This window comes from Clostridium sp. TW13, assembly GCF_024345225.1.
Classification (GTDB): domain Bacteria; phylum Bacillota; class Clostridia; order Clostridiales; family Clostridiaceae; genus Inconstantimicrobium; species Inconstantimicrobium mannanitabidum.
The window spans coordinates 4015843-4027500 of record NZ_BROD01000001.1 but is presented as its reverse complement, the minus strand read 5'-3'; the positions used below and the strand labels follow the sequence as shown (position 1 = coordinate 4027500).

Genomic DNA, 11658 nt, shown 5'->3' with positions numbered 1-11658 from the left:
ATTTAGTTGAGCACTCTAGCGAGACTGCCTGGGTTAACCAGGAGGAAGGTGGGGATGACGTCAAATCATCATGCCCCTTATGTTTAGGGCTACACACGTGCTACAATGGCAAGTACAAAAAGATGCAATACCGTGAGGTGGAGCAAAACTCAAAAACTTGTCTCAGTTCGGATTGTAGGCTGAAACTCGCCTACATGAAGCTGGAGTTACTAGTAATCGCGAATCAGAATGTCGCGGTGAATACGTTCCCGGGCCTTGTACACACCGCCCGTCACACCATGAGAGTTGGCAATACCCGAAGTCCGTGAGCTAACGCGTAAGCGAGGCAGCGGCCGAAGGTAGGGTCAGCGATTGGGGTGAAGTCGTAACAAGGTAGCCGTAGGAGAACCTGCGGCTGGATCACCTCCTTTCTATGGAGAACATCTAAGTGATGGAAACATGTACTTGGATAAAAACGAAGACTGGTTATCCTCTGTTTAATTTTGAGAGATCTTCTCTCAGAATTTTGTTCTTTGAAAATTGCACATAAGTATATAAAAAATTACATTTTAATGTAATATCTCAAATGTCAAATTCAAATGCGAATTTAGATTTAGTAACTTTGTTAAGATAGGCATGATGTGTGAAAACATATCAAGGTCAAGCTACAAAGGGCGCATGGTGAATGCCTTGGCATCAGGAGCCGATGAAGGACGCGATAAGCTGCGATAAGCTTCGGGTAGGCGCACATAGCCTGTGATCCGGAGATTTCCGAATGAGGGAACTCACATGGGAAACCCCATGTACTGTACAATGAATAAATAGTTGTATGGAGGTAAACCTAGGGAACTGAAACATCTAAGTACCTAGAGGAAGAGAAAGAAAACTCGATTCCGTAAGTAGCGGCGAGCGAAAGCGGAAGAGCCCAAACCAGAGATTTATCTCTGGGGTTGCGGACAGAACATAACGTGAAGGTATCGTAATTGAAGATAGCTGGAAAGCTACACCGTAGAAGGTAATAGTCCTGTAAGTAAAACGAGAAGATCATAGTTCTGCTCCAGAGTACCACGAGACACGTGAAACCTTGTGGGAAGCAGGGAGGACCACCTCCCAAGGCTAAATACTACCTGATGACCGATAGTGAAGAAGTACCGTGAGGGAAAGGTGAAAAGAACCCCGGGAGGGGAGTGAAATAGAACCTGAAACCGTGTGCCTACAACCGATCAGAGCACCATATGAGTGTGATGATGTGCTTTTTGTAGAACGAGCCAACGAGTTACGGTATGTAGCGAGGTTAAGTACTTAAGGTACGGAGCCGAAGGGAAACCGAGTCTGAATAGGGCGACTAGTTGCATGCTGTAGACCCGAAACCGGGTGACCTATCCATGGCCAGGTTGAAGCGAGAGTAAAATCTCGTGGAGGACCGAACCACGTTGGTGTTGAAAAACCATGGGATGAGCTGTGGATAGCGGAGAAATTCCAATCGAACTCGGAGATAGCTGGTTCTCCCCGAAATAGCTTTAGGGCTAGCGTCGAATATGAGTAATGGAGGTAGAGCACTGAATGGGCTAGGGGGCATAGCGCTTACTGAACCTTATCAAACTCCGAATGCCATATACTATTAGTTCGGCAGTCAGACTACGAATGATAAGATCCGTGGTCAAAAGGGAAACAGCCCAGATCGTCAGCTAAGGTCCCAAAGTGTAAGTTAAGTGGAAAAGGATGTGGGATTTCCAAGACAACTAGGATGTTGGCTTAGAAGCAGCCACTCATTAAAAGAGTGCGTAATAGCTCACTAGTCGAGAGATCCTGCGCCGAAAATGTTCGGGGCTCAAACTTACCACCGAAGCTACGGCATCAGTTATACTGATGGGTAGGGGAGCGTCGTAATCGGGCTGAAGTCGTACCGTAAGGAGCGGTGGACTGATTACGAGTGAGAATGTTGGCATTAGTAGCGAGATGTGGGTGAGAATCCCACAGGCCGAAAACCTAAGGTTTCCTCAGGAAGGTTCGTCCGCTGAGGGTTAGTCGGGACCTAAGCCGAGGCCGAAAGGCGTAGGTGATGGACAATCGGTTGATATTCCGATACCACTATTAATCGTTATTACCGATGGAGTGACACAGGAGGATAGGATGTGCTAGCTATTGGATGCTAGTCTAAGCACTTAGAGAGTTGTGATAGGCAAATCCGTCGCAACAATCTTGAGGTGTGATGGGGAAGGAACTACGGTTCCGAAGTATCTGATTCCACGCTGTCAAGAAAAGCTTCTAGGGAGAGAAATAGTGCCCGTACCGCAAACCGACACAGGTAGGTGAGGAGAGAATCCTAAGGCCGGCGGAAGAATTACAGTTAAGGAACTAGGCAAATTGACCCCGTAACTTCGGGAGAAGGGGTGCCTACGAGAGTAGGTCGCAGAGAATAGGCTCAAGCAACTGTTTAGCAAAAACACAGGTCTCTGCTAAAGCGAAAGCTGATGTATAGGGGCTGACGCCTGCCCGGTGCTGGAAGGTTAAGGGGAATACTTAGCGCAAGCGAAGGTATGAACTTAAGCCCCAGTAAACGGCGGCCGTAACTATAACGGTCCTAAGGTAGCGAAATTCCTTGTCGGGTAAGTTCCGACCCGCACGAATGGCGTAATGACTTGAGCACTGTCTCAACTGTAAATCCGGCGAAGTTGTAGTACCAGTGAAGATGCTGGTTACCCGCGATTGGACGGAAAGACCCCGTAGAGCTTTACTGTAGTTTAGCATTGAGTTTCGGTATTGTCTGTACAGGATAGGTGGGAGACTGAGAAACCAGGGCGTCAGCCTTGGTGGAGTCACCCTTGGGATACCACCCTGACAGTACTGGAATTCTAACCGGGCGCCATGAAACTGGTGACGGGACATTGTTAGATGGGCAGTTTGACTGGGGCGGTCGCCTCCAAAAAAGTAACGGAGGCGCCCAAAGGTTCCCTCAGAACGGTCGGAAATCGTTCGAAGAGTGCAAAGGCAGAAGGGAGCCTGACTGCGACACCTACAAGTGGAGCAGGGACGAAAGTCGGGCTTAGTGATCCGGTGGTACCTCGTGGGAGGGCCATCGCTCAACGGATAAAAGCTACCTCGGGGATAACAGGCTGATCTCCCCCAAGAGTCCACATCGACGGGGAGGTTTGGCACCTCGATGTCGGCTCGTCGCATCCTGGGGCTGAAGTAGGTCCCAAGGGTTGGGCTGTTCGCCCATTAAAGCGGCACGCGAGCTGGGTTCAGAACGTCGTGAGACAGTTCGGTCCCTATCCGTCGCGGGCGCAGGAAATTTGAGAGGAGCTGTCCTTAGTACGAGAGGACCGGGATGGACTGACCTCTGGTGTACCAGTTGTTCCGCCAGGAGCATGGCTGGGTAGCTAAGTCGGGAAGGGATAAACGCTGAAAGCATCTAAGCGTGAAGCCCACCTCAAGATGAGATTTCCCATAGCGTAAGCTAGTAAGATCCCTTGAAGAACACAAGGTTGATAGGTCAGAGGTGTAAGTGTGGTAACATATTTAGCTGACTGATACTAATAGATCGAGGGCTTGACCAATAAAATAGATTAACAAAAAGAGATAAACTTGTGTGCAATTTTGAAAGAATTTCTTTCAAAAAAGCTTGACATGTTAAAAAGACATGTTATAATGTTAAATGTAGATTGTTTGAATCTAAAACCAACTACATGAATATCTGGTAATGATGTGTTTTTGGGTTACACCCCTTCCCATTCCGAACAGGATGGTTAAGCCAATTACAGCTGATGGTACTGCATGGGCGACTGTGTGGGAGAGTAAGTGGTTGCCAGGTTAACATGGATCTTTAGCTCAGTTGGTTAGAGCAACCGGCTCATAACCGGTAGGTCCGGGGTTCGAGTCCCTGAAGGTCCACCATTTTTGGGGGTATAGCTCAGTTGGGAGAGCACCTGCCTTGCACGCAGGGGGTCAAGAGTTCGAATCTCTTTATCTCCACCAAATTATAAACCATATTGCAATAGCAGTATGGTTTTTTGTTATATAAAAATAAATTTTAGGAGATATATGTACTATGATTGAGGAAATTATCATAAAGATGATAGATTATTTTAATGGTGATATTAGAAGGATTAATCATGCATTAAAAGTACATAGTTTTGCAACTATGATTGCTAAAAGAGAAAATGTAAGCACCGACATGTTAAGAATAATTGAAATAGCAGCAATTTTACATGACATAGGTATAAAAGAAGCAGAAAGGAAATATAATTCAACTGCAGGCTCATATCAAGAGATAGAAGGACCTCCTATAGCTGAAAATTTAATAAAACAATTTTGTTTAAATTTTGATGAAGTTGAAAGAATAAAGTTTATAATAGGAAATCATCATTCTTATAGCAAAATAGATGGGTTAGATCTGCAGATATTGGTTGAGGGTGACTTCATAGTAAATATATATGAGGATAACCTCGACAAAGAAGTTATTAAAAAAATTAAAGAAAAGTACTTTAAGACTAAAAGTGGAAGTGATATATTAGATTTAATGTATATTAGATAGTACATATGGAGGTGCTAATACTAAAGTGTTATATAGGATAAAGCAATTTATGATGTCTATATATTATTCTGGGAAAAAAGTTGATTTTAAATATATAAACAGTTATTTAGACAATCAAGAAATAAAGGAATTTAATAAATTGACTAAAGTAGATAAACAACATTCTATAAGAGTTGCTAAAGAGTCAGTAAATATATTAAGAACAAATAACTCTATAAGTACTGATGAAATAGATGAAAAGCAATTAATTAGGGTAGCTTTATTACATGATATAGGTAAGAACAGGTATAAACTCAATCCTATAGAAAAAGCTACTATGGTTGTGCTTGATAATATAACAAAGTCTAAAATAAAAAAGTTTAGTGATAAATCTAATATCATAAAATCATATTACTACCATCCTGAAATAGGAGTAGAAATATTAAAAAAATTAGACAAATCATATTCAATTGAATTTCTTAATGCAATTAAATTCCATCATAAAGAAGACCATGGTATTAATGATATGCTACAGATATTAAAAGATGCAGATGATAGAAATTAAATAAGTTTGGAGTGGTTTAATGAATGCTATTGAGAGAAGAAAATTAATACTTAATGAATTAAAAGAAAGCAATAAGCCTTTTACTGGAAGTGAACTGGCAATAAAATTTGGAGTTACAAGACAGATTATAGTTAAAGATATAGCACTATTAAGGGCTGAAGCAAATGACATAATAGCTACTTCATCAGGATATATTATTTTGAAAAGTGAAAGCAAGCACAAGAGATTAAAAAAAGTAATAGCAGTATGCCATGATCAGAGCAAAATAGAAGAAGAATTGAGTATTGTAATAAAGTATGGTGGTATTATAGAGGATGTAATTGTTGAACATCCTTTATATGGGGAAATAAAGGCAAATTTAATGATTAGAAACTTAAATGAATTGCATAAATTTATTGAAAGATTTGAGAGATTAAATGCAAAACCGCTGGCTGAATTAACAGAAGGTGTACACATACATACAATCTCAGCAGACAGTGAAGAAAATTTAATATTAATTATTAAAGAATTAGAAAAGAATAATTTTTTAATTCACTAATATATGAGTAGGGGAAATATTATGAAAAAGAAAATTACTTACGGTATTGTAATAATATCTATAATTATTGCATTAATGTTTATGAGTTCAAACTTTATTATTGATATAATGTGGTTTAAGGAAGTAGGATATCTTAAAGTATATTTTACAAGAATTTTTTCGGTACTTAAATTATTCTTACCGATATTCATTGTAACAGCTGCATTTCTATTTTTATATTCTAAGTTTCTTATTAGAGATATAAAAAATATTATAGGAGATGGAGTTTTAAAATTTGAGAAGTGGTATAACGTGCTTATAGCATTTATATCAGTTGTATTTTCTTTAATTGTAGCTAATACATACTGGTATACAATCTTACAATTTACAAACTCAGTTTCATTTAATGAAAAAGATCCATTCTTTAATAAAGATATATCATTTTATGTCTTTAAATTACCACTAATTCAAGTGATTTTTAATATTTTATTAGGATTAGTAGTTATTATAAGCATAATAACTATGATAAGTTATGCTATTTTAAGAATTAAATTCAATATTACTCAAGCTAATGGTAGCAGTAATTTTAAGGACAAGTCATTTAAAAGTAGAATGGCAGTAATAGCCTTTATGATTTTTATTATGTTATGTGTAGGATATATTCTTAAGGGATATTATATTTTATACAGTTCAAGAGGAATAGTATATGGTGCAGGTTACACAGATAAAAATGTGACTTTGTTATTCTATAGAGGAATAAGTATTTTATCAGGAATTTTTGCTGTAGTATCAATATTTTTTATAACAAGAAATAAGTTTAAACCTATAATAGGGTTTGTTGGGGTTACAATAGCCATTATAGTGTTGGAACCTATAGTTGCTCAATTAACTCAAAGTTTCTTTGTAAAGCCTAATGAATTTGAATTTGAGCAGAAATATATAGGCTACAATATAGATTCCACTCGAAAAGCATTTAACATTAATAATGTTGAAGAAAAGCAATTTGATACAAAATATAATTTAGATTCAAAACAAATTAATGAAAATAAAGACATCATTGAAAACTTAAGAGTAAATTCAGTATCACCAGTACTTAGTTTCTATAATCAAGTACAGAGCATGAAAAATTATTATAATTTTAATGACATAGATACAGATAGATACAATATAAACGGAAAGAAGAGTCAAGTATTTGTGGCAGTAAGAGAGTTAGAAAATTCTAATATAACCTCATGGCAAAATAGGCATTTGATTTATACTCATGGTTATGGGACTGTTATGAGTAAGGTAAATGCCGTTACAAGTGAAGGACAGCCAGACTTCTTAATGAAGGATTTGCCTACAAATAATTTAACAGACATAAAAGTAGACAATCCTAGGGTTTATTTTGGTGAAGGTTCTAATGATTATATAGTAGTAAATACTAAAATAAATGAGCTTGATTATCCATCAAGTAATGGAAACAATACAACAAAGTATAATGGTAAGGCTGGCATAAGGATGACTCCATTAAATAGAATTATGCTTGCAATAAGAGAGCAAAATAGTAGAATTTTATTCTCACAAGATATTTCAAGTGACAGTAAGATGATACTTGATAAAAATATAGTTGAAAGAGTTAAGAAAATTGCTCCATTTCTAAAGTATGATAAAGATCCATATGCAGTTATAAATGATGGAAAGTTATATTGGATAATGGATGCATATACCACAAGTAATCAATACCCATATTCTCAACCATATGATGATATAAACTATATTAGAAATTCAGTTAAAGTGATTATTGATGCATATGATGGAACTACTAATTTTTATATTGTAGATGATAAAGATCCTATAGTACAAAGTTATTCAAAAATATTTAATGGATTATTTAAGAGTGCAAGTGAAATACCTACAGGTATAAAAGAACACTTTAGATATCCAGAAGAATTGTTTAATTTGCAATGTAAGGTATTAGGAAAATATCATATGACTAATACTACTACGTTCTTTACTCAAGATGACTTATGGGAGACTTCTTCAAGTACTATGGCTAAAGAAGACTCAAAGGATCAATATAAGCCTAATGAAGCTTTATATTTAATGACTAAGCTTCCAGGAGAAAAATCTCAAGAGATGGTCTTATTCGAATATTTTAATGTAATGGGAAAGCAGAGTATGACTTCACTTCTTGGAGCTAGAATGGATGGAGATAATTATGGAAAGTTAGTTATGTATAAATTTCCACAACAAACTAATATCTATAGTCCATATCTATTTAATAATAAGATACTTCAGGATAAGGATATTTCTAAGGAAATAAGTCTATGGGAAGGAAAAGGTTCTAAGGTATTAGATGGTGATATAGTAATAGTACCTATAAATAATTCATTATTATACTTAAAGACGATTTATTTAAAGGCTAACACTCAAAATTCTATTCCAGAAGTTAAGAAGATAATTATGAGTGATGGAGACAAGATAGTAAGTGGAAATACTGTTGCAGAGGCATTAGAACAATTATTTAATTATAAACCTAGTGATGAACAAACTACAACAAGCAAAGAAAATAATAAAGTTAGCAGTTCAGATGCAAAACAAGCTAAAGATTTATATGATAAAGCCATAGAAGCACAAAAGCAAGGAGATTGGGCTAAATATGGGGAATATATAAAACAACTAGGTGACTTAATTAATAAATTAAATAATAAAAATTGAGACACTGCAGAACAGCCTTAGTAAATTAATATGCTGCTTTATAGTTATGCTATCTTAACTATAAAGCAGCTATATTTTTGCTATAAGTTAAATTTTTTTATTATAATAATATTTTGTGAAGTTAATACCACATGATTTATTTATAAAATTTATTTATATAAGATATAAAATTATGAAGAAAAAATGTTAAATATATGAAAACAATTGAAAAATTTTATAAAAAATTTGTAGTTCATCTTGAGTTTAGTGTAAAATATATAGGGGACTTTTAGTATAGGAGGAAGTTATTATGGATTATGACGTTTTGGTATTAGGCGGTGGAATAATTGGTTGTTCTGTAGCTTATGGATTATCAAAGTATAACCTTAATATTGCAGTTATTGAGAAGGATTACGATATAGCAGATGATATATCATTAGTAAATACTGAAGTTGTTTTTGATGGAACTGAATGTGAAGATGATTTAATAAGTAAATTAGAACATATGGGAAATAGTATGCTAGATGAAATAACAGCTAAATTTAATGTTCCATTCAAAAGAACAGGCTCACTAAGAGTTGCTGACAGCGATGTAGCAGTTAAAATATTAGAACAGACTTATGAGAGAGCTAAAAGAAGAGGAATTAATAATGTATACTTGATGGAACCTTCAGAAGTATATGATTTGGAACCTAATTTAAATATAGATTTTAAAAAAGCGTTATACTCCCCCAATACTGGAGTGGTAGCCCCATATGATTTAGCATTAGCTTATGCTGAAGTAGCTTTCGATAATGGTGCAACTTTTAAGTTAGAGGAAAAAGTTTTAGATATAAAGAAAATAGTTAATGGATTTAAGGTAATAACCAATAAAAATAAGTTTACTTGTAAGGTAGTAGTTAATACAACTCCTGGAGAGTATAACATTATAGAGAAAAACACTGAGGTTAACGAAATTAATACTAGAGATATCCATTATTTAATTATGAATGATAAAGTGAAAAATTTTTCAAAGAGTATTGTAACAAAAGTTGATGAAGAGGGAGATACTATTAAGTATATACCTGGAGTTATAGGAACTTCATTAATTGCTGTAAATAAAAAAGGAACTTTTAAGTTTAGTGAAGCTATAAACTTAGCCAATAAGCTTGTTTATGATTTTAATAAAGATATGGTGAATAGTATATATCATGATAAGTTTAACGATGACTTAATAATCATTGATGATAATGAACATTATGATGGATACATTAAAGTTGCCGGGAACAATTATGCTACGGTAACTATGACTCCTGCAATTTCAAATATGATATGTGAAACTATAGTAAACAATTTAGGTTGTTCATTAAATAAGAGCTTTGTAGATAAGAGAAGAGATTATTATAGATTTAAAGAGATGAGCAATAATGAGATAAATGAAATTATATCAGTTGATCCTAGGTATGGAAAAATGGTTTGTATATGTAATTTGATTTCTGAAGGAGAAATTGTTGATAGCATAAGAAGACCTCTTGGAGCAAGAACTGTTGAGGGGGTAAAAAGAAGGACAGGTGCAACTTTTGGTAAGTGTCATGGAGCTCATTGTATAGATAAGATAATTTATATATTGGCACGGGAACTTAATAAAAAACCTACAGAAATAGTTGAGGATTCTAAAAATTCGAAAGTTCTTGCATCTAGAATAAAAGAGTTTGAGAAGATGTAATTTGGGGGAGAGTATGAGTAAAGACGTTTTTACTAGTGTTGTTAGGGTTAAGGGCTCTAAATCATATAATATAGTATCAGTTAAAAGTAGTGATATTATAGATACTAGCTTTTGGATAGAGATATCTAAAGTTTTAAGTAGAATATATGTAGGGGCGCCTGTAAAAATAGGAGATTTAATTTGTAAAAATATTTTAAATACAGGAATAGACATTATTGCTACTAGAAATATTTCAAAGGATTAGGTACGTAGAAAATTAAATTTCTACAATTTATCTTAAAAAGTATAAAAAAGATATTGACATAGTTCGAGTATTTGATATAATATCTCTTGTAGCGTATGGAGAGATGGTCGAGTTGGTTTAAGGCACCGGTCTTGAAAACCGGCGTACCTTTGCGGGTACCTAGGGTTCGAATCCCTATCTCTCCGCCAGAGACTTAAGAGATGGTTGTTAGATTGTAACGGCTATCTCTTTTGTTATTTTGTGGTGAAGTTTTGTTTAAAGAAGAATCAGATGATTGATAGTACAAGTTGTATGATTTTCTAAGATGTAATAATTGGAGATTATTTTTTTAGTTATTTTTCAAGGCAAGTTAATATATAATTTGTTTTGGAAAGTAACTTTTTTTTCAAAACAAAATTAATTTTTGCACACTTGTTTCAACTTATGTGCATTGCAATTTTTATATTTTTTCTGATTTTTATTGAAGTACCTTCCATTAGAGATATTCCTTCATTAGTTACTGATGATTTTTTATCTACTGAAGGAGTAGTTACAGAAGTAAGAGGTGGTAGATCTATCTTTTCAATTTGTATTAATAATATTGAGGTTGAAGAAAATAACTGGTTTTTTGGAGCTGGGGTTAAACCAGATACCAAATATAAAATTACTTATCTAAAGCATACAAAATTTATTATTAAGGCAGAGAAAATAAATTAATAAAAAAATTTAAAAAAATTTTTAGTGAATATGTTGACATATAAAATAAACCTTGATATAATTCTAATTGTCGTTGACATGGAGAGATGGTCGAGTTGGTTTAAGGCACCGGTCTTGAAAACCGGCGTACCTTTGCGGGTACCTAGGGTTCGAATCCCTATCTCTCCGCCATTAAAAAATATAATATTATATTTTGGTAGGGCACATGGAGAAATACTCAAGTGGCTGAAGAGGCGCCCCTGCTAAGGGCGTAGATCGGGCAACCGGTGCGAGGGTTCAAATCCCTCTTTCTCCGCCAAACACCTAGAATTTATTCTAGGTGTTTTTTATTTTCTATGAGGAAACTTAAACTTGCAATAATTTTAAGGAGAGGATACATCAGCGTGTATTCTCTTTTCTTACATATAGAAAATTATATAAGGTTTTATGACTGCTGGAGTGAATTTATATTTATCTAATTTTCCATTGTTGATTATATAAATGGAGATATAAAAAATCATGAAAGATTTCTAAACAGAGCATTGTTTATATTTTAAATAGTCAACATTTGAAAAAAGTATTACTTGGGTTTAATTACTGAATGTTATAATAAAATTATATTAATATAAGATTTTTAGTGAATGAGAATGTTATGTGCATAGAGTGATGATAAATGGACAGAGTTATACCATATAAGATGTAAATAGTATTCTATATGAACATCAAGTATAGCAGGCACAATATGTAGATTACTATATTTTGAACATATATATGATTT

At 34.8% G+C, this 11658-nt stretch carries 7 protein-coding genes, 5 tRNA genes and 3 rRNA genes (1 of these 15 only partly in view); all 15 read left to right on the top strand.

Annotated elements, in window-relative coordinates; genetic code table 11:
* Positions 1–410, top strand: a 16S ribosomal RNA gene (locus OCU47_RS18635) (it extends 1105 nt beyond the left edge of the window).
* A gap of 227 nt (positions 411–637) precedes the next feature.
* Positions 638–3539 (top strand): 23S ribosomal RNA (locus OCU47_RS18630).
* A gap of 136 nt (positions 3540–3675) precedes the next feature.
* Positions 3676–3793: ribosomal RNA gene (gene rrf / locus OCU47_RS18625) — 5S ribosomal RNA — on the top strand.
* Together the 16S, 23S and 5S rRNA genes with 2 tRNA genes alongside form the textbook arrangement of a ribosomal RNA operon.
* A gap of 6 nt (positions 3794–3799) precedes the next feature.
* Positions 3800–3876: transfer RNA gene (locus OCU47_RS18620), tRNA-Ile, on the top strand.
* A 5-nt stretch (positions 3877–3881) separates the two neighbouring features.
* Positions 3882–3957: transfer RNA gene (locus OCU47_RS18615), tRNA-Ala, on the top strand.
* A gap of 73 nt (positions 3958–4030) precedes the next feature.
* Entirely contained in the window at positions 4031–4516 is a 486-nt protein-coding gene (locus OCU47_RS18610; RefSeq protein ID WP_261830081.1) for an HD domain-containing protein, read from the top strand.
* 25 nt (positions 4517–4541) lie between these two features.
* Positions 4542–5060: an HD domain-containing protein gene (locus OCU47_RS18605; RefSeq protein WP_261830080.1), complete on the top strand. Its 519-nt coding sequence runs from the start codon at positions 4542–4544 to the stop codon at positions 5058–5060.
* A 19-nt stretch (positions 5061–5079) separates the two neighbouring features.
* A complete protein-coding gene (locus OCU47_RS18600) occupies positions 5080–5598 on the top strand; it encodes a transcription repressor NadR (RefSeq protein ID WP_261830079.1) in 519 nt (172 codons plus the stop codon).
* Positions 5599–5619: 21 nt separating this feature from the next.
* On the top strand, positions 5620–8277 hold the full coding sequence (locus OCU47_RS18595) for a UPF0182 family membrane protein (protein ID WP_261830078.1): 2658 nt from the start codon (positions 5620–5622) through the stop codon (positions 8275–8277).
* A gap of 289 nt (positions 8278–8566) precedes the next feature.
* Complete coding sequence (locus OCU47_RS18590) at positions 8567–9961, top strand: NAD(P)/FAD-dependent oxidoreductase (RefSeq protein WP_261830077.1); 1395 nt, start codon at positions 8567–8569, stop codon at positions 9959–9961.
* Positions 9962–9974: 13 nt separating this feature from the next.
* Positions 9975–10205: a DUF1667 domain-containing protein gene (locus tag OCU47_RS18585; protein ID WP_261830076.1), complete on the top strand. Its 231-nt coding sequence runs from the start codon at positions 9975–9977 to the stop codon at positions 10203–10205.
* A gap of 97 nt (positions 10206–10302) precedes the next feature.
* Positions 10303–10393: transfer RNA gene (locus OCU47_RS18580), tRNA-Ser, on the top strand.
* A 235-nt stretch (positions 10394–10628) separates the two neighbouring features.
* Positions 10629–10901 (top strand): hypothetical protein, encoded by a 273-nt coding sequence (locus OCU47_RS18575; RefSeq protein ID WP_261830075.1) that lies wholly within the window; start codon positions 10629–10631, stop codon positions 10899–10901.
* Between the two features lie 80 nt (positions 10902–10981).
* Positions 10982–11072, top strand: a tRNA-Ser gene (locus OCU47_RS18570).
* A gap of 36 nt (positions 11073–11108) precedes the next feature.
* A tRNA-Ser gene (locus OCU47_RS18565) sits at positions 11109–11199 on the top strand.
* Positions 11200–11658 lie beyond the last annotated feature (459 nt).

Coding starts and splice junctions, on each gene's coding strand:
- OCU47_RS18610 (WP_261830081.1), top strand. CDS start 4,031: ATGATTGAGGAAATTATCATAAAGATGATAGATTATTTTAATGGTGAT.
- OCU47_RS18600 (WP_261830079.1), top strand. CDS start 5,080: ATGAATGCTATTGAGAGAAGAAAATTAATACTTAATGAATTAAAAGAA.
- OCU47_RS18595 (WP_261830078.1), top strand. CDS start 5,620: ATGAAAAAGAAAATTACTTACGGTATTGTAATAATATCTATAATTATT.
- OCU47_RS18590 (WP_261830077.1), top strand. CDS start 8,567: ATGGATTATGACGTTTTGGTATTAGGCGGTGGAATAATTGGTTGTTCT.
- OCU47_RS18585 (WP_261830076.1), top strand. CDS start 9,975: ATGAGTAAAGACGTTTTTACTAGTGTTGTTAGGGTTAAGGGCTCTAAA.
- OCU47_RS18575 (WP_261830075.1), top strand. CDS start 10,629: ATGTGCATTGCAATTTTTATATTTTTTCTGATTTTTATTGAAGTACCT.